General features: G+C 62.9%; 15 protein-coding genes. 4 read left to right on the forward strand and 11 right to left on the reverse strand.

Features of this window, described 5'->3' with window-relative positions:
* The first annotated feature begins 6 nt into the window (after positions 1–6).
* The 4 genes from BFP99_RS22075 (at position 7) to BFP99_RS22090 (ending at position 3,635) form a co-directional block, all read left to right on the forward strand.
* Positions 7–396 (forward strand): RidA family protein, encoded by a 390-nt coding sequence (locus tag BFP99_RS22075; RefSeq protein WP_012723821.1) that lies wholly within the window; start codon positions 7–9, stop codon positions 394–396.
* A gap of 334 nt (positions 397–730) precedes the next feature.
* A complete protein-coding gene (locus BFP99_RS22080; protein WP_065927191.1) occupies positions 731–1,495 on the forward strand; it encodes an IclR family transcriptional regulator in 765 nt (254 codons plus the stop codon).
* A 9-nt stretch (positions 1,496–1,504) separates the two neighbouring features.
* The gene (locus BFP99_RS22085) at positions 1,505–2,713 is read left to right on the forward strand and encodes an amino acid deaminase (protein ID WP_065948194.1); all 1,209 of its coding nucleotides are present in this window, start codon (positions 1,505–1,507) and stop codon (positions 2,711–2,713) included.
* Between the two features lie 10 nt (positions 2,714–2,723).
* Entirely contained in the window at positions 2,724–3,635 is a 912-nt protein-coding gene (locus tag BFP99_RS22090; RefSeq protein WP_065927164.1) for a sugar kinase, read from the forward strand.
* 61 nt (positions 3,636–3,696) lie between these two features.
* Here BFP99_RS22090 and BFP99_RS22095 read toward each other — a convergent pair whose 3' ends face one another.
* From BFP99_RS22095 to BFP99_RS22145, 11 genes are all read right to left on the reverse strand, one after another.
* A complete protein-coding gene (locus BFP99_RS22095; RefSeq protein ID WP_010564624.1) occupies positions 3,697–3,972 on the reverse strand; it encodes a peptidylprolyl isomerase in 276 nt (91 codons plus the stop codon).
* Positions 3,973–4,003: 31 nt separating this feature from the next.
* Positions 4,004–6,511: a PAS domain-containing protein gene (locus BFP99_RS22100; protein ID WP_065948195.1), complete on the reverse strand. Its 2,508-nt coding sequence runs from the start codon at positions 6,509–6,511 to the stop codon at positions 4,004–4,006.
* A 134-nt stretch (positions 6,512–6,645) separates the two neighbouring features.
* Positions 6,646–8,604 (reverse strand): acetoacetate--CoA ligase, encoded by a 1,959-nt coding sequence (locus tag BFP99_RS22105; RefSeq protein ID WP_065948196.1) that lies wholly within the window; start codon positions 8,602–8,604, stop codon positions 6,646–6,648.
* 93 nt (positions 8,605–8,697) lie between these two features.
* Positions 8,698–9,471 carry a 3-hydroxybutyrate dehydrogenase gene (locus BFP99_RS22110; protein ID WP_065927161.1) on the reverse strand — a complete coding sequence of 258 codons (774 nt, stop codon included), beginning with the start codon at positions 9,469–9,471 and terminating at the stop codon, positions 8,698–8,700.
* A 7-nt stretch (positions 9,472–9,478) separates the two neighbouring features.
* Positions 9,479–10,870: a GntP family permease gene (locus BFP99_RS22115; protein WP_065927160.1), complete on the reverse strand. Its 1,392-nt coding sequence runs from the start codon at positions 10,868–10,870 to the stop codon at positions 9,479–9,481.
* A 292-nt stretch (positions 10,871–11,162) separates the two neighbouring features.
* Positions 11,163–12,554: a sigma-54 interaction domain-containing protein gene (locus tag BFP99_RS22120; protein WP_065948197.1), complete on the reverse strand. Its 1,392-nt coding sequence runs from the start codon at positions 12,552–12,554 to the stop codon at positions 11,163–11,165.
* Entirely contained in the window at positions 12,551–14,125 is a 1,575-nt protein-coding gene (locus BFP99_RS22125) for an ABC transporter ATP-binding protein (RefSeq protein ID WP_065948198.1), read from the reverse strand. Before BFP99_RS22125 ends, BFP99_RS22120 begins: the two co-directional genes overlap by 4 nt.
* Before the next feature lie 10 nt (positions 14,126–14,135).
* Positions 14,136–15,158 carry an ABC transporter permease gene (locus BFP99_RS22130; RefSeq protein WP_065927157.1) on the reverse strand — a complete coding sequence of 341 codons (1,023 nt, stop codon included), beginning with the start codon at positions 15,156–15,158 and terminating at the stop codon, positions 14,136–14,138.
* A complete protein-coding gene (locus tag BFP99_RS22135) occupies positions 15,158–16,219 on the reverse strand; it encodes a microcin C ABC transporter permease YejB (protein WP_065927156.1) in 1,062 nt (353 codons plus the stop codon). The genes BFP99_RS22130 and BFP99_RS22135 overlap by 1 nt, the downstream gene beginning before the upstream one ends.
* Complete coding sequence (locus tag BFP99_RS22140) at positions 16,219–18,078, reverse strand: extracellular solute-binding protein (protein WP_065948199.1); 1,860 nt, start codon at positions 18,076–18,078, stop codon at positions 16,219–16,221. The genes BFP99_RS22135 and BFP99_RS22140 overlap by 1 nt, the downstream gene beginning before the upstream one ends.
* 130 nt (positions 18,079–18,208) lie before the next feature.
* Complete coding sequence (locus tag BFP99_RS22145) at positions 18,209–18,490, reverse strand: peptidylprolyl isomerase (RefSeq protein ID WP_044274278.1); 282 nt, start codon at positions 18,488–18,490, stop codon at positions 18,209–18,211.
* Positions 18,491–18,791: the final 301 nt, after the last annotated feature.

Genomic DNA, 18,791 nt, shown 5'->3' on the forward strand with positions numbered 1-18,791 from the left:
CGTTTTATGAGCATCACTCGTTACGGAGCCGGCAGTACGGCCGGCGGTGGCCAGCCGCGTCCCTTCGCCCGCGCGGTGGAAGCGGACGGTTGGTTGTACGTCTCGGGCCAAGTGCCTGCGGTGGACGGCGAAATCATCACCGGCGGGATCATCGAGCAAACCCGGCAGACCCTGCGTAATGTGGTGGCAATCCTCGAAGAAGCCGGCTACGAGTTGAAAGACGTGGTGCGGGTCGGCGTGTGGCTGGAAGACCCGCGGGACTTCTGGAGTTTCAACAAGGTCTTCGGCGAATACTTCACCCCGGAACACGCCCCGGCGCGGGCCTGTGTGCAGGCCAACATGATGGTGGACTGCAAGGTCGAGATTGATTGCGTGGCCTACAAGAAAAAGGGCTAAATTGCCCTCACTCTTAAGCCCACCAGAGATCAAATGTGGGAGGGGGCTTGAACCCGATAGCGGTGTATCAGTAACAGATGTGTTGATTGACACGCCGCCATCGGGGGCAAGCCCTAATGCCAGTCGGTTAAGGCTTTTTGTAGGAGCGAGCTTGCTCGCGAAAAACTCACAGGCGCCGCGTTCATTCAGGAAGCACGCGTTATCGTTGACGTTTTTCGCGAGCAAGCTCGCTCCTACAGGAGGCGATGTACGCTTAACTGACTGGCATTAGGGCAAGCCCCCTCCCACAGTGGACCTGCGCCAGCCCTACCATTTCGACCGGACCGAAATTGCCATGACCGAAGACACCATCAAACGCCGCGCCAAAGGCCTGGACCGTGCATTCGATATCCTCGATTTTCTCAAGGAAATCGGCCAGCCCCTGCGCCCGAATGATATTGCCAGCGGCATCGGCAGCCCCAAATCCACGGTCTACGAATTGGTCGCCTCCTTATTGGAGCGGCGCATCCTCGAAACCGTGGGCAAGGACGGTCACGTCTACCTCGGCCGTCAGTTGTACTTCCTCGGCCAGGCGCATCTACGCCATTTCGACCTGACCCGCGAGGCCGACCACGCCTTGCAGGAGATCGTCAGCCAAACCCACGAAACCGCGCAGATGTGCCTGCTCAACGGGCGCAAATACACGGTGGCGCTGATGCGCGAAGGCGAGCGGCATTTCCGCATTTCCTCGGACATCGGTGAAGACGCGCCGATCCCATGGACCGCCTCCGGGCGCCTGTTGCTGGGGCACTTGAGCGACCAGCAGATCATCGACCTGATCGACCACGACGACTTTATCCTGCCGGACGGCCAGCGCCTGCCGCTGGAGACCTTTCTCGCGCAAATCCGCCAGGCCACCCTCGACGGGTTCTTTTCCTTCGACAGCGTGGCCGACACCTTTACCCACTGCTTTGCCGCCCCGGTCCGGGACGCGCAGGGCATCAGCATTGCGACGCTGTGCATCGTCGCCCCTCGGGCCGATGCGAGCAAAAACTACAACGACTATCGCCGGGTGTTGATCGACAGCGCCAACAACCTGGCTCGTCGCATCAACGAATAGGAGTTTTCCATGTCAGCCATCAATGCCGTTGAAAAGGGCGCCGCCGCCGTCGGTGCCCACCTGGTCCGCGACGTCGGCCTGCCCGCCCTGGTGCTGCACCGCGATGCCCTGGAGCACAACATTCGCTGGATGCAGGATTTCGTCAGCAACAGCGGCGCGGAACTGGCGCCCCACGGCAAGACCAGCATGATGCCGGCGTTGTTCCAGCGCCAGCTTGCTGCGGGCGCCTGGGGCATCACCCTGGCCAACGCGGTGCAGACCCGCGCCGCCTATGCCGGTGGCGTGCGCCGGGTGCTGATGGCCAACCAGTTGGTGGGCGCACCGAACATGGCGTTGATCGCCGACCTGCTGGCCGACAAGGATTTCGACTTCCACTGCATGGTCGACCACCCGGACAACGTCGCCGACCTGGGCCTGTTCTTCGCTGCCCGTGGCCTGCGCCTCAACGTGATGATCGAATACGGCGTGGTCGGTGGCCGTTGCGGTTGCCGCAGCGAGCAGGAAGTGCGCGACCTGGCCAAGGCGATCAAGGCCCAACCAGCCCTGGCCCTCACCGGTATCGAAGGCTACGAAGGTGTGATCCACGGCGAGCACGCCATCAGTGGCATCCGCGACTTCGCCGCGAGCCTGGTGCGCCTGGCCGTGGACCTGCAAGACAACGGGGCCTTCAACCTGCCCAAGCCTATTATCACGGCGTCGGGGTCGGCCTGGTACGACCTGATCGCCGAGTCCTTCGAAACCCAAAACGCAGCTGGTCGTTTCCTCAGCGTGCTGCGCCCCGGCAGCTATGTGGCCCACGACCATGGCATCTACAAAGAGGCGCAGTGCTGCGTGCTCGACCGCCGCGGCGACCTCCAGGAAGGCCTGCGCCCGGCCCTGGAAGTCTGGGCCCATGTGCAATCGTTGCCTGAGCCGGGGTTTGCGGTGATCGCCCTGGGCAAGCGCGACGTGGCCTACGACGCTGGTTTGCCGGTGCCGCTTAAACGCTATCGCGCCGGGATCCTGCCGGCGGAAGGCGATGATGTGAGCGCCTGCACCGTCACCGCCGTGATGGACCAGCACGCCTTCATGACCGTCGCGGCAGGTGTCGAGCTGCGCATCGGCGACATCATTTCCTTCGGCACCTCGCACCCTTGCCTGACCTTCGACAAGTGGCAGGTCGGCTGCCTGGTGGATGAGCAGTTGCGGGTGATCGAGTCCCTGGAAACCCGTTTCTGAGTGTAAAGCCATGACCACCACCCATCCCAGCATCGCCCTGATCGGCGAATGCATGATCGAATTGCAACACCGCGCCGATGGCAGCCTGCAACAGAGCTTCGGCGGCGATACCCTGAATGCGGCGGTGTACCTGCGCCGTGAGCTGGGGGATATCGGCACGGTGGACTATGTCACCGCCTTGGGCGATGACAGCTTCAGCGACGCCATGTGTGCGCACTGGGCCGAAGAAGGCCTGGGGCTGGAGCGGGTCCAGCGCCTGCCCGGACGTTTGCCCGGCTTGTACTGCATCCAGACCGATGCCAACGGCGAGCGCAAATTCCTCTACTGGCGCAACGAAGCGGCCGTGCGCGACTGCTTTACCACGCCGGCGGCTGCGCCGATCCTGGCGGCATTGCCGGACTACAACGTGGTGTATTTCAGCGGCATTACCCTGGCGGTGCTGGGTGAAGTCGGGCGCCAGCGCTTGCTCGAAGTGCTGATCGAAACCCGCCGACGTGGCGGCGCAGTGGTGTTTGACAACAACTACCGGCCACGGCTCTGGGCCACGGTGGACGTTGCCCGCGAGGCTTATCGCAGCGTACTGGCCGAGGTGGATATCGCCTTGCTGACCGAGGATGACGAACGCGCGTTGTTTGGTTATGCCGACAGCGAACAGGTATTCGCGGCGTACCCGGCGATTGCGGAAGTGGTGCTCAAGCGCGGTGCGGATGCGTGTTTGATCCGTTGCGACGGCGAGCGCCTTGCCGTGCCGGCGCTGAAGGTGGAGAAGGTGGTGGACACCACGGCGGCGGGGGATTCGTTCAGTGCGGCGTACCTGGCCAGTCGGCTCAAGGGTGGTTCGCCCCAGGAGGCTGCTTTGGCCGGGCATCGATTGGCGAGCCGGGTCATCCAGGTGCCGGGGGCGCTGATCCCCAGGGAGTAGGTGAATGGCCGCCTGCGGCGGATCGGGGGCTTGCCCCCGATAGCGGTCTTAAGCCAAAGCCTCAATCCCGGTAAAACACCTGCACCAGGTGATACCCGAACTTGCTCTTGATCGGCCCGTGCACCACCTTCACCGGTTTCTTGAAGATCACCGCATCGATCACCCCGACCATCTGCCCCGGCCGCACTTCACCCAAGTCGCCGCCGCGCTTGCCGGACGGGCACGTGGAGTACTTCTTGGCCAGCACATCAAAGGCTTCGCCCTTGGCAATGCGCTGCTTGAGTTGTTCGGCTTCTTCGCTGGTTTTCACCAGGATATGGCGGGCTTGGGCTTTCATCGGTCTCTACCAGGTGTGCGACGGCGCGCGATTATGCCTGAACTGAATCATCGACGCTGATCATGCTGCGGATTTTGGTCGCCAGCAGGTCGATGGAAAACGGCTTGGCGACCATGTCCATGCCGTCCTCCAGGAAGCCCTGGCGTTCGGCGGCTTTCTCCGCGTAGCCGGTCATGAACAGCACCTTGAGCCCCGGCCGATGCTGGCGAGCGATCTCCGCCAGTTGGCGGCCGTTCATGCCGGGCAGGCCGACGTCTGTCACCAGCAGGTCCACGCGCAAGTCCGACTCCAGCAACGGCAGCGCTGCACGCGCATCCCCCGCCTGGTGTGCGGTATAACCCAACTCGTCGAGCACATTGACCACCAGCATGCGCACCGCCGGGTCATCCTCGACCACCACCACCGCTTCGCCGGCAAGGGCCAGCGGGACTTCGCCCAGATGGGCGGGCTGGCTGCTTTCCAGGGAGGTGCCGTGCAGGCGCGGCAGGTACAGGCGCACGCAGGTACCCTGGCCCGGTTCGCTCTGGATGGTCACGTGGCCACCGGACTGCTGGGCAAACCCATAGATCATCGACAGCCCCAGGCCGGTGCCCTGGCCGATGGGTTTGGTGGTGAAGAACGGGTCGAACGCCTTGGCGAGAATCTTCGGTGCCATGCCGCTGCCGTTGTCACACACGCCGAGCATCACGTAGTCGCCGGCCCTGACCGGTTCGAGGGTGGTGATATCGGTGCCGTCCAGGTAACTGTTAGCGGTTTCGATCAGCAGTTCGCCGCCATCGGGCATGGCGTCGCGTGCGTTGATCACCAGGTTGAGCAGGGCGTTTTCCAGTTGGCTGGCGTCGGTGTTGACCGGCCAGATGTCGCGGCCCAGTTGCACCTTGAGCGTGATATGCGCGCCCTTGGTGCGCTGGAACAGCTCCTCCAGGGACGCTACCAACTGGTTCGGATCCAGCGGGCGAAGGTCCAGCGACTGGCGCCGCGAAAACGCCAGCAGACGGTGGGTGAGGGCGGCCGCGCGATGGGCCGAGGACACGGCGGCGTCGGTAAAGCGGCCGATCTCGTCGCTGCGCCCGGCGGCGATGTAGCGCTGCATCAGGTCCAGGCTGCCGATGATGCCGGTGAGCATATTATTGAAGTCGTGGGCGATACCGCCGGTGAGCTGGCCCACCGCTTCCATCTTCTGCGCATGGCGCAGGGCATCTTCGGCGCGCTCGCGCTCGAACATCTCGTTTTGCAGGCGTTCGTTGGCTTCGGCCAGCGCCTGGGTGCGCTGGGCCACGCGCTCCTCGAGGTTTTCGTTGAGGTGGCGCAGGGCTTCTTCGGTGAGTTTGCGTTCGGTTTCATCGATGACAAAGATGTAGAAACCGTTCACCGAGCCGTCATTGCTGAAGCGCGGCAGGTATTTCATCAACGCATGGCGCGGGCGGCCATCGCGATGGGGGGTGACGGTCATGAAACTGCAGGCCTTGCCCCTGAGCGCAGCGGTGATCTTGTCCTCGCGCCCGGCGTACACATCGTCGCCGAGCACCTCGCGGATGGTCTTGCCGTACAGCTCCTGGGGCGTCATGCCGTACCAGTCGAGGTAGGCACTGTTGTTCAGGCGAAAGCGCTGCTCGTGGTCGACGTAGCCGATCAGCACCGGCATGGCGTTGATGATCAACTGCAGTTCGGTCTGGCTCTGGCGCAGGGCCTGCTCGGTGTTTTTGCGCTCGGTGAGGTCCAGTGCCGCGCCGAGGAAGCGCGCGGGGCGGCCTTGATGATCCTTGTAGCAACGCCCCCGGGCGAACACCCAGCGCACCTGGCCGTCGGCTTGTTGCAGGCGATATTCCTCGGCGTATTCAGTGCCGTAGGTGATGCAGTGCTTGATGCTGCGCGCCACCATGCCGCGATCTTCGGGATGTACGCCTTGCAGGTAGTCGCTGATCGGCAACCGGCTGGCGTCGCTTGGATCAACCCCGTGCAGGTAGGCGAAGTGCGCATCGGCGATAAAGTGGTCTTCACCAATGTCCCAGTCCCAGGTGCCCACCGCATCGGTGGCGGCCAGGGCCAGTTGCAGGCGTTGTTCGGTGTTGTGCTGGGCCTTGCGCCGTTCGTTGGTTTCGATGGCCGTGACCAGGATGCCGGCCACATTGGCGCGTTCATCGCGGATCGGGCTGTAGGTCAGGTCCAGCCAGATTTCGGTGTCGCGATTGTTACGTTGCAGGACAAAACGCTGCTCGCTGAAGGTGCGCACCTGGCCGCTCAGCACGGCGTCGTAGATCGGCGCAGTGAAGCTTTCGAGTTCCGGCCAGGTCTGATGCGCCGGCTGGCCCATGGCCTCCGGGTGTTTATTGCCCGCCAGCAGGGCGAAGCCGTCGTTGTAGAGTTGGGTGAGTTCGCTGCCCCACAGCAGGAGCATCGGCATCGGTGAATGGATGACGATGTCCACGGCTGTGCGCAGGCTTTGCGGCCAATCATTGGCCTCACCGAGGGGGCTGTGCGCCCAGTCCAGCCGCGCAATCAATGCAGCGGCTTCGCTGCCGGTGGTTGTTCCCTTCATAAAAAGCCCTGAGCGTAACGCTTTGAAAAATGACAACACCCATTATCCCGTGGGACACCGATGGGTGACTACCCTCGAAAAATAGCATGCATTGAGGGTTTGTCTTCAAATGAGTGCGGCAGGGCTGAAACCTTTCATCTTTCCGCCAGTTCGGGGCGGTCGCGAAATTGCTCCAGGGCCTGCGGGTTGGCCAGTGCGTCGGTATTCTTCACCGGCTCGCCGTGCACCACGTTACGCACCGCCAGTTCGACGATCTTGCCGCTGATGGTGCGCGGGATATCGCTGACGGCGAGGATCTTCGCCGGCACATGGCGCGGCGTGGTGTTGGCGCGGATCACCTGGCGGATCTGTTGCTCCAGGTCCTCATCCAGTTCGATCCCGTCATCCAGGCGCACAAACAGCACGACCCGCACATCGTCCTGCCAGCGTTGGCCGATGGCCAGGCTTTCCAGCACCTGCGGGACTTTTTCCACCTGTCGATAAATCTCCGCAGTGCCGATGCGCACGCCGCCCGGGTTGAGCACCGCGTCGGAGCGGCCGTGAATCAGCAGGCTGCCGTTGGCGCGTTGCTCGGCGTAGTCGCCCTGGGCCCATATGCCGGGGAACTGACTGAAATACGAGGCGCGCAGCTTCTTCTGGTGCGGGTCGTTCCACAAGCCGATGGGCATCGCCGGGAAGTGCCGGGTGCACACCAGCTCGCCTTTTCCCCCGACCACCGGCCGGCCCTGGTCGTCCCACACCTCGATGGCCATCGCCAGGCTCTTGCATTGCATTTCCCCGCGCCGCACCGGCAGCACCGGATTGCCGATCACAAAGCAGGAGACGATATCGGTGCCACCGGACATCGATGACAGGCACAGCTCGGCCTTGATCTCGCGGTACACGTAGTCGTAGCTCTGGGGCGACAAGGGCGAGCCGGTCGAAATCAGGCCCTTGAGGCTGCCCAGGTCGTGGCTCAGGCGCGGTTGCAGCCCGGCCTTTTCCAGGGTGGCAAGGAACTTGGGGCTGGTGCCGAACACGCTGATCTTTTCCGCGTCGATCAGGTCGATCAAGCGTTCCGGGCCGGGGTGAAACGGCGAGCCGTCATACAGCACCGCCGTGGCCCCGATGGCCAGCACCGAGACCAGCCAGTTCCACATCATCCAGCCGCAGGTGGTGTAGTAGAACAGGCAGTCCTCGCTGGATATGTCCGCGTGCAGGCCGTGTTCCTTGAGGTGGGTGAGCAGCACGCCGCCGGTGCCGTGGATGATGCATTTGGGCACGCCGGTGGTGCCGCTGGAATAGAGGATATACAGCGGATGGTCGAACGGCACCGCGACGAATTCAGGCTCGCCGCCGGGTTGGTAGAAGTCGTTCCAGAGGGCGACGCGGGCCTGGGTCTGATAGTCCTCGACGCAGGCCTGGGGCCGTGCATACGGGACGATGATCAATTGCTCCAGGGACGGCAGGCGTTCGAGGATTTCATTGAGCTTGGCGCTTTGGTCGATGGTTTTACCGGCGTAGCGGTACCCGGCGCAGGTGATCAGCACCTTGGGCTCGATCTGGCCGAAGCGGTCGATGACGCCTTGGGTGCCGAAGTCTGGCGAGAAGCATGACCAGATCGCGCCGAGACTGGTGGTGGCAAGCATGCCGACCAGGGTTTGCCAGGTATTGGGCATGCACGCGGCGACCCGGTCACCGCGGCCGACACCGGCCGCCCGCAGGCTGTCCTGCAGGCCGGCGACGTGGGCGGCCAGTTCGGCGTAGGTCAGTTGTTCGCGCTGGCCGTCTTCGCTGATCGCGACCACCGCCGGGTGATCGTCGCGGCGGCGTAACAGGTGTTCGGCAAAATTCAGGGTCGCGCCGGGAAACCACTGGGCGCTGGGCATCTCGACGTCTTCGATCAGCACTGCACTGGGCGGGCTGCGAAACTGCACATCGAAGAACGTGACGATCGCCTGCCAGAAGTCCGGGCGCTGGTCGATGCTCCACTGGTGCAGGGCCGGATAGTCGCTGAGCTGCACGCTGTGGCGATCATTGATAAAGCGCCGGAACTGGTCCATTCGCGTGGTGTGGATGCGTTCGGGGGAAGGTTGCCAGAGGATTTCGGACATCAGCACGGTCTCTTGTTCTTGTAAAAATCTACCCGTCAACATAGATCAACTGTGGGAGGGGGGGCCCACAGTTTAGAACTCCAGTGTCTGGTTTTATTGGGCCAGCCAGCCACCATCAATGTTCCACGCCGCCCCCCGCACCTGGGCCCCGGCCTCGCTGCACAAGAACAGCACCAGCTCTCCCAGCTGCGACGGCGTCACGAACTCCAGGGACGGCTGTTTCTCCGCCAGCAGATCATGTTGCGCCTGCTGCGGATCGACGCCATTGGCCACGCGATCATCAATCTGCTTCTGCACCAGCGGCGTCAGCACCCAGCCGGGACAGATCGCGTTGCAGGTCACGTTGCTGGTGGCGGTCTCCAGGCCCACCACCTTGGTCAAGCCGATCACGCCGTGCTTGGCCGCCACATACGCGGCCTTGCCCACCGACCCGACCTGGCCGTGCACCGAGGCGATGTTGACGATACGCCCCCAGCCCTTGGCCTTCATGCCCGGCAGGCTCAAGCGTGTGCTGTGGAACACCGAGGACAGGTTGATCGCGATGATCGCGTCCCAGCGCTCCAGCGGGAAGTCCTCCACCGCCGCCACGTGCTGGATGCCGGCGTTGTTGACCAGGATGTCGACACCGCCGAACTCACGCTCGGCGTAGGCGAGCATGTCGGCGATCTGCGCCGGGTCGCTGACGTCCGCCGGGTGATGGCCGACCTTGCCGCCAAACGCCTGCACCTGGGCGACCACCGCGCTGGCGTCGCCGAAGCCGTTGAGGATCAGGTTGGCGCCGGCCTTGGCCAGGCTCAGGGCGATACCCAGGCCGATGCCGCTGGTGGAGCCGGTAACCAGGGCGGTCTTGCCGTTCAATCTCGTCATGAAAACCTCACACAATGCCGGTGGCGTAGAAAGTACCGATCACCACGAACACCGCGAGGGTCTTGATGATCGTGATGCCGAAAATGTCCTTGTAGGCTTCGCGGTGGGTCAGGCCGGTCACAGCCAGCAGGGTGATCACCGCGCCGTTGTGGGGCAGGGTGTCCATGCCGCCGCTGGCCATGGCCGCGACCCGGTGCAGCACTTCAAGAGGAATATTGGCCGCATGGGCCGCCGCAATAAAGCTCTCGGACATGGCCGCCAGGGCGATGCTCATGCCGCCGGACGCAGAGCCGGTGATACCGGCCAGCAGGGTCACGGTAATCGCTTCGTTGACCAGCGGGTTGGGGATGCCCTTGAGCCAGTCCGCCAGCACCAGGAAGCCCGGCAGCGAAGCGATCACCGCGCCGAAGCCATATTCGGAAGCGGTGTTCATCGCCGCCAGCAATGCGCCGCTGACCGCGCTTTTGCTGCCGTCGGCGAGCTTACTTTTGATCGCCGACCAGCCGAATACCAGCACCATGATGATGCCCACCAGCAACGCCGCCTGCACCGCCCAGATCGCGGTGAGCTTGGCGATTTCAGTGGTCACCGGTGCGCTCATGCCCGGCAGGCTGAGGCTGTGGGTCTTGCCGTACCACTGTGGGATCCAGTGGGTGAACAGCAGGTTCATCACGCCCACCAGGATCAGCGGCGACAGCGCGATCCACGGGTTGGGCAGGGCAATGTTCTCGGCGGTCTCAGGCTCGTTGCGCAGCTCGGTGCCGTAGCCTTCACCCGCGCGCTGGGCCTTGTTGCGCTGGCGCGCCAGGTAGAGCATGCCGGCGCAGAACACGAAAATCGTGCCGATCAACCCCAGCCACGGCGCCGCCCAGGCGGTGGTGTTGAAGAAGGTGCTGGGGATGATGTTCTGGATCTGCGGCGTGCCGGGCAGGGCGTCCATGGTGAACGAGAACGCACCGAGGGCGATGGTCGCTGGGATCAGGCGCTTGGGGATATTGCTCTGGCGGAACATCTCCGCCGCAAACGGGTACACCGCAAACACCACCACAAACAGCGACACGCCGCCGTAGGTGAGCAGGGCGCAGACCAGCACGATCACCAGCATCGCCTGGCGCGTGCCGAGCAAACGGATCGCCGCCGCCACGATAGAGCGCGAGAAACCCGACAGCTCGATCAGCTTGCCGAACACCGCACCGAGCAGGAATACCGGGAAATACAGTTTGATAAAGCCGACCATTTTCTCCATGAACACCCCGGTAAAGGCAGGGGCGACGGCGGACGGGTCGGTGAGTAGCACGGCGCCGAGGGCGGCGATGGGGGCAAACAGGATAACGCTATAGCCACGGTAGGCAGCCAGCATCAGCAACGCGAGCGCTGCCAGGGCAATGATCACACTCATGGTGTGTCTCCATCGGATTGTTATTGTTGTGGGTGAAGCAGTGGGGAGGGCTATAGCGAGATGTGTGCCATATTTTCAAGCTTTTGAAATATATGGATATTTTTTAAATTCATTCGAGTGTTTTTGACTGCTGTCTCGATTTTGAGACAAATGAAGACAAAATGTGGGAGGGGGCTTGCCCCGATAGCGGTGCATCAGCCAGTAAATGTGTTGACTGGCCTGATGCTATCGGAAGCAAGCCCCCTCCCACAGGGAGTGTCTTTCTATGGAGAATTTTGTCTCTGTTTGGAGATCAGGCGATTCCAAGTGCCACCATCTTCTTGTACAACGTCGACCGCCCCAGCCCCAATCGCCTGGCCGCCTCCACCACATTCCCGTCACACGCCTGGAGTGCCGCCGCAATCACCTGCCGATCAAACCGCTCCCGCGCCGCCGCAAACGTCTCACCCTCAACCGTGTCCACTGCGCCGCGCGTCACCGGGCTGAACGTGCCAATCGCCGCGCGAATGTCCCTAGCGTTCAGCACCAGGTCATCGCTCAGCAACGCCGCGCGCTCCAGCACGTTGCGCAGTTCGCGGATGTTCCCCGGCCACGCATGCTGCGCCAACAGCGCCAGAGCCTCGCGGTCCAGTTCATGCTGGCTGCGCAGTTCCTCGAGGATCGCTTCGCTCAGCGCCGGAATGTCCTCCAGCCGTTCACGCAGCGGCGGCACCTGGATCGGCAATACGTTCAGGCGGTAATACAGGTCCGCACGGAACTCACCGCGCTTGATCGCCGCTTCCAGGTCCATGGAGGTGGCCGCGATCACCCGTACATCGCTGTGCAGCATTTCGTTGGAACCCACCGGTTCGAATTCCTTTTCCTGCAACACCCGCAGCAGCTTGCTTTGCAGCGGCAGCGGCATATCGCCGATTTCATCGAGGAACAGCGTGCCGCCCTGGGCAATCTGGAACTTGCCTGGACGGCCCTTGCGATCGGCACCGGTAAAGGCGCCCGGCGCGGTGCCGAAGAACTCGGCTTCCAGCAGGTCATGGGGAATCGCCGCGCTGTTGATGCTGACAAACGCCTTGTGCGCACGCGGTGAGGCACCGTGGATCGCCTGGGCGAGCAATTCCTTGCCGGTACCAGTCTCGCCCAGCAGCAGCACCGGCGATTCGGCGCTTGCGCTGCGTCGTGCACGGCGTTTGACTTCCAGGCTGGCGGCGCTGGTGCCGATAAAGTGCGCGAAGTTGTACTTGCTCTGGCGTGAGCGCAGCAACGAGCGGGTGGAGGCCAGTTCCTGCTGCATGCTCAGGTAGCGTTCGATCAGCGGCGACAGGTTGCGCAGCTCATCGAACAAGGCAAAGCCAATCGCACCGATCACTGCACCGGCGTCGTTGTGGATCGGCAGGCGCATCACCACCAAAGGGCCTTTGGGGGTGTCCTGGATGTCCAGCAGAATCGGCCGGTCGGTGCGCACCACCTGGCGCAACAGGCTGTTGGAAATCACCCGCTCGCACGGCTGGCCGATGGCTTCATCGGCACTCTTGAGGCCGAAGCGCTTGGCGTAGCGCTCATTCATCCAGACGATATTGGCGTCGCGGTCGACAATCACCGTGCCTTCGCTGGACTGCTCGATGATCTCGAACAGCGACTGGATCGCCAGGCCGCGAACCTGTTGGTAGTCCGTCAGGCTGGTACTCATGACGACAGCCCGCCGGCCGCCGCCAGGAGTTCTTTGGTATACGGGTGCTGCGGTGCTTCGAAAACGTCATGGCTCGGCCCGCGCTCCACCACCTTGCCGTCCTTGATCACGATCATGTCATGGGCCATGGCGCGCACCACGGCGAGGTCATGGCTGATAAACAGGTAGGTCAGACCGTACTTTTCCTGCAATTCACGCAGCAACGCTACGACCTGCTTCTGCACCGTACGGTCCAGTGCCGAGGTCGGTTCATCCAGCAGCATCAGCGCCGGCTTGAGCACCAGCGCGCGGGCGATGGCGATGCGTTGGCGCTGGCCGCCGGAGAATTCATGGGGGAAGCGATGGCGGCTGGCGGGGTCGAGGCCCACGTCCTTGAGCACCTGGATCACTTGCGCATCGCGGTCGGCCAGGCTGCACGGCGCATGCACCTCCAGGCCTTCGCTGATGATCTGCTGCACCGACATGCGCGGGCTAAGGCTGCCGTAGGGGTCTTGGAAGACCACCTGCATCTGTTTGCGCCACGGGCGCATTTGCTTGTGGTTGAGCGGGTCGAGAGACTCGCCCTGGAAGCGGATGCTGCCGGTGGAGTCCAGCAGGCGCAGGATCGCCTGGCCGAGAGTGGACTTGCCCGAACCGGACTCGCCGACAATCCCCAGGGTCTTGCCGCGCTGCACGCTGAGGCTGATGCCATCCACCGCGCGCAGGTAGGTCTTGCGCCGGAACAGGCCGCCGCCCAGGGGGAATTGCACGCTCAGGTCGTGCACGTCCAGCACGGTCTCCCGTGGCTCGCTGCACAGCACATCGCCGGACGGCTCGGCGTCCAGCAGCAGGCGGCTGTAGGGGTGTTGGGGGGCCGTGAACAACGCCTCGCAGTCGGCCTGCTCGACAATCTCGCCGGCACGCATCACGCACACCCGCTGGGCAATGCTGCGCACCAGGTTGAGGTCATGGCTGATCAGCAGCAGCGACATGCCCAGGCGGTGTTGCAGGGACTTGAGCAGCAGCAGGATCTTGCGCTGCACGGTCACGTCGAGGGCGGTGGTGGGCTCGTCGGCGATCAGCAGTTCCGGCTCACAGGCCAGGGCCATGGCGATCATCACCCGTTGGCGTTGGCCCCCGGAGAGTTGGTGGGGATAGGCCTTGAGGCGTTCCTGTGGTTTCTGGATACCCACCAACTGCAGCAACTCGAGGATGCGCGCCTGAGCCGCCTTGCCGCCGAGGCCCTTGTGCAGCAGCAAGGTTTCGCCGATCTGTTTTTCGATGCTGTGCAGTGGGTTGAGGGAGGTCATCGGCTCCTGGAAGATCATCGCAATGCGGTTGCCGCGCAGTTTCTGCAAGGTCGACGCCGAGGCGCCGATCAGTTCCTGGCCGCGATACTTCACGGAGCCGCGGGTTTCAGTACCGGCTTCGGGCAGCAGTTGCAGAATCGAATGGGCGGTCACCGACTTGCCGGAGCCGGACTCACCCACCAGCGCCAGGCACTCGCCGGGGCGTACGTCCAGGCTCAGGTTGCGTACCACGGTCTGGCCGCTGAAGGCGACGCTGAGGTCGCGGATTTCGATCAGGTTCATACGCAGTCACTCATGAGCGTGGGTCGAAGGCATCACGTAATGCCTCGCCGATAAAGACCAGCAGCGACAGGATCAGCGCCAAGGTGAAAAACGCCGTCAGGCCCAGCCACGGCGCTTGCAGGTTCTGCTTGCCCTGGGCAATCAGCTCGCCCAGTGACGCACTGCCCGCAGGCATGCCGAAACCGAGGAAATCCAGGGCGCTCAGGGTGGAAATCGCCCCGGTGAGGATAAACGGCAGGTAGCTCAAGGTGGCGGTCATGGCGTTGGGCAGGATGTGCCGGCGAATGATCTTGCCGTCGCCCAGGCCCAGGGCCCGTGCGGCCTTGACGTACTCCAGGTTGCGCCCGCGCAGGAACTCGGCGCGCACCACATCCACCAGGGCCAGCCAGGAAAACAGCGCCATGATCCCCAGCAACCACCAGAAGTTCGGCTCGACAAACCCCGACAGGATGATCAGCAGGTACAGCACCGGCAGCCCGGACCACACTTCAAGGATGCGTTGGCCGAGCAGATCCACCCAGCCGCCGTAATAGCCCTGCAAGGCCCCGGCGGCGATGCCGATGGTGGCGCTGATCGCGGTGAGTGCCAGGGCAAACAGGATTGACACCCGCGCGCCGAAGATCACCCGTGCCAGCACATCCCGCGACTGGTCATCGGTACCCAGCCAGTTCACCGTCGAGGGCGGGCTGGGGGCCGGGCGGGTCAGTTCGTAGTTGGGGGTGTCGTCGCTGAACGGGATTGGCGGGAACAGCATCCAACCGCCGTCCTGCTTGATCAGCTTTTGCACGTAGTCACTGCGGTAATCGGCCTGGAACGGCAGTTGCCCGCCGAACTGCTGCTCGGTGTAGCGCTTGAATGCGGGGAAATACAGTTCGTTCTTGTAGCTGAGCACCAGAGGCTTGTCGTTGGCGATCAACTCGCCGCCCAGGGTCAGGATAAACAGCCCGATAAACAGCCACAGCGACCACCAGCCGCGACGGTTTTTCTTGAAGCGTTCGAAACGCCGACGGGCCACGGGAGACAGGTTAAGCATCAGGCGTTCCTCGCGGCGAAGTCGATACGCGGGTCCACCAGGGTGTAGCAGAGGTCGCCGATCAGTTTTATCAGCAGGCCAAACAAGGTGAAGATAAACAGCGAGCCAAACACCACCGGGTAGTCCCGGGACACGGCCGCTTCGTAGCTCATGCGGCCGAGGCCATCGAGGGAAAAGATCACCTCGATCAACAGCGAACCGGCAAAGAACACACTGATGAACGCCTGGGGAATCCCCGAGATCACCAGCAGCATGGCGTTGCGAAACACATGGCCGTACAGCACCCGGCGTTCGCTCAGGCCCTTGGCGCGGGCGGTCACTACGTACTGGCGCGTGATTTCATTGAGGAACGAGTTTTTGGTCAGGATGGTCAGGGTGGCGAAACCGCCGATTACCAGCGCGCTGACCGGCAGCACCAGGTGCCAGAAGTAGTCGGCGATCTTGCCCACGGTGCTCAGTTCGGCGAAGTTTTCCGAGACCAGCCCGCGCACCGGGAACCAGTTCAATGACGTGCCTCCGGCGAACATCACGATCAGGAACATCGCGAACAGAAACGCCGGCATCGCGTAGCCAATCACAATGGCGGTGCTGCTCCACACATCAAAGCTGCTGCCATGGCGCACCGCCTTGCGAATGCCCAGGGGGATCGACACCAGGTAAGTGATCAGCGTGGCCCACAGGCCGAGGGAAATGGTCACCGGCATTTTTTCCAGGATCAGGTCGATCACGGTGGCGCCGCGAAAGAAGCTGTTGCCGAAATCCAGCTGGGCGTAGCTCTTGAGCATCAGCCACAGGCGTTCCGGCGCGGGCTTGTCGAAGCCGTATTGTTTTTCGATGTCCTTGATCAGTTTCGGGTCCAGCCCGCGGCTGGCACGGGAGCCGCTGCTGACAGCGTCGCCGGATGAGCCGCCGACCGCGCCGCCGCCGATGCCCTGCAAGTGGGCGATGGCTTGTTCCACCGGCCCGCCGGGGGCGGCCTGCACGATCACGAAGTTGACCAGCAGGATGATCACCAGCGTCGGGATGATCAGCAGCAGGCGCCGCACGATATAGGCAAACATCAGCGAGCTCCCGCGCGTTTTTTCAACTCGGCATTCATTTGTTCATTGGTCAGCGGGGTAGGGCTGATTTCCCACCAGGTTTCCAGGGCTTCATCATTCCTGGCCTCGATGGCCGGACGGCCGAAGCGGTTCCACCACGCAGCGGAGGTGCCGGGCGGGTAGTAATTGGGGATCCACAGGTAATTCCATTGCAGCACCCGATCCAGGGCATGGGCATAGGTGAGCATCTGCGCCTGGGTGTCGGCCTTGACCAGGCCCTTGATCAGGCTGTCGACGGCCGGGTCCTTGAGCACCATGTAGTTGTTGGCGCCCGGATCGAATGCGGCGGTCGAGCCGAAGTAGTTGTACAGCTCCATGCCGGGCGAGGTAGTCACCGGGAAGCCGGTGACGATCATGTCGTAGTCGCGGGCCATCAGGCGGTTCACGTATTGCGAAGAGTCGATGCGGCGGATGTTCAAGGTAATGCCGATCTGTGCGAGGTTGCGTTTGTACGGCAACAACAGGCGTTCCAGGCCGTTCTGGGCATTGAGGAAGGTGAACTCCAGCGGCTCGCCCTCGGCATTGACCAGTTTGTCGCCGTCTGGCTTCCAGCCGGCTTCTTCCAGCAGGGCCAGGGCTTGCAACTGTTTGTCGCGGATCATGCCGCTGCCATCGGTGACCGGGGCCTTGAACACCTGGGTGAATACCTCGTCGGGAATCTGCCCGCGCAAGGGTTCGAGAATCGCCAGTTCTTCCGGGGTGGGCAGTTGGGTGGCGGCCAACGGGCTATTGGAGAAGTAGCTTTGCTGGCGGATGTACAGGTTGCGCATCATCTGCCGGTTGGCCCATTCGAAGTCCCACAGCATTGCCAGGGCCTGGCGCACGCGACGGTCCTTGAACATCGGTTTTTGCACGTTGAACACATAACCCTGGGCCGGTTGCGGCATGTCCTTGGCCAGGTGCGCACGTTGCAGGCGGCCATCGTCCAGGGCCGGGCCGTTGTAGCCGATGGAATAGCCGGTGGCGGAAAACTCACGGTTGAAGTCGTAGGCGCCACCGCGCAGTACCTGGCGGGCCACTTCGGTGTCACCGAAGTACTCCAGGCTCAGGTGATCGAAGTTGTACAGGCCGCGGCTGACGGGCAGGTCCTTGCCCCACCAGTCGGGGTCGCGGGTAAAGGTGATGGTGCTGCCCGAGTCGATCTTGCCGACCTTGTACGGGCCGCTGCCCAGGGGGGCTTCGTAGCCACCGCCGTTGGCGAAGTCGCGAGTTTTCCACCAGTGCTCGGGAAACACCGGCAGGGTGGCGATATCCAGGGGCAGGGTGCGGTTTTCATTGCGGGAGAAATCAAAACGTACCTGGCGCTGGCCTTCGACTTCGACGTGCTTGACGTCGGCGAACAGCGTGCGAAAGCGCAGGCTGCCTTGGGTCATCAGCAGGTTGAAGCTGTAGCGCACGTCTTCGGCGGTGATCGGCTTGCCATCGGCAAAGCGCGCCTTGGGGTTGAGGAAGAAACGCAGGGACAGGCCGTCCTCCGCGCGTTCCATCTTCTCGGCCACCAGGCCATACACCGTGTAGGGCTCGTCCAGGGAACGCAGGGCCAGGGGCGCATACAACCAGCCGTCGACCTGGGAGACGCCGATGCCTTTGTCGATATACGGCAGCACATGGTCGAAACGCCCGATCTCCAGCGCCGAGCGCCGCAGGCTGCCGCCCTTGGGGGCGTTGGGGTTGGCGTAGTCGAAATGGCTGAAACCGGCTGGATACTTGGCCGGTTCGCCGTACACGGTCATGGACGGTTGGGGCGCCGCGATCACGGCGCTGCTGGCCAGCAGCAGGGCCAAGGAGGTACTGAACAGTCTGGAAAAAGCCAATCGCATTGTCAGCCTTGAACGCCGGGTGGAGAAGAATAAGGATTTGTACGCTAACGGCATCAGCGTCGCCAGTCGTCACATGCACAACGGCCCACCAAGAGGCGGGCCGTTGTTTCAAGCAGCAGCGCGGACGGGATCAGTCCTGGCGGCTGGTGACTTCCAGCAGGTGGTAGCCGAACTGGGTTTTTACCGGGCCTTGCACGGTGTTGACCGGGGCGCTGAAGACGACGGTGTCGAATTCCTTGACCATCTGGCCTGGACCGAACGAACCCAAGTCACCGCCCTGGCGGCTGGATGGGCAGCTGGAGTTGGCTTTGGCGATTTCTGCGAAATCGGCGCCGCCTTCGATTTGGGCCTTGAGTTCGTTGCACTTGTCTTCGGTGGCAACGAGGATGTGACGGGCGGTGGCTTTGGCCATGGGGATTAACTCCTTGAGTAAAAACGGTGAGCGTACCGGATTCAGGCGGTTATTTCCTGGCAAAGTTCCGCTGGGGTTCAGGTTGGGGCGTTGAGCTTGGGTATTGGCGTGAGATCTAGAGCAGACTGATATCTACCTGATGTATAGAGATCACATGTGGGAGGGGCGGTGCGACGATTCGACTTGCTCCCGATGGCGGCCTGACAGCCGACCAGGATGTTGGATCAGACCGAGTACATATCCGTTGCTGCGGTAACGGCCACCTATGGTTCCGCTCTTACAGCGGCTCACTTTTGGAGGG

The sequence above is a fragment of the Pseudomonas sp. 1 R 17 genome, from assembly GCF_900067035.1.
Classification (GTDB): Bacteria; Pseudomonadota; Gammaproteobacteria; order Pseudomonadales; family Pseudomonadaceae; genus Aquipseudomonas; species Aquipseudomonas marginalis.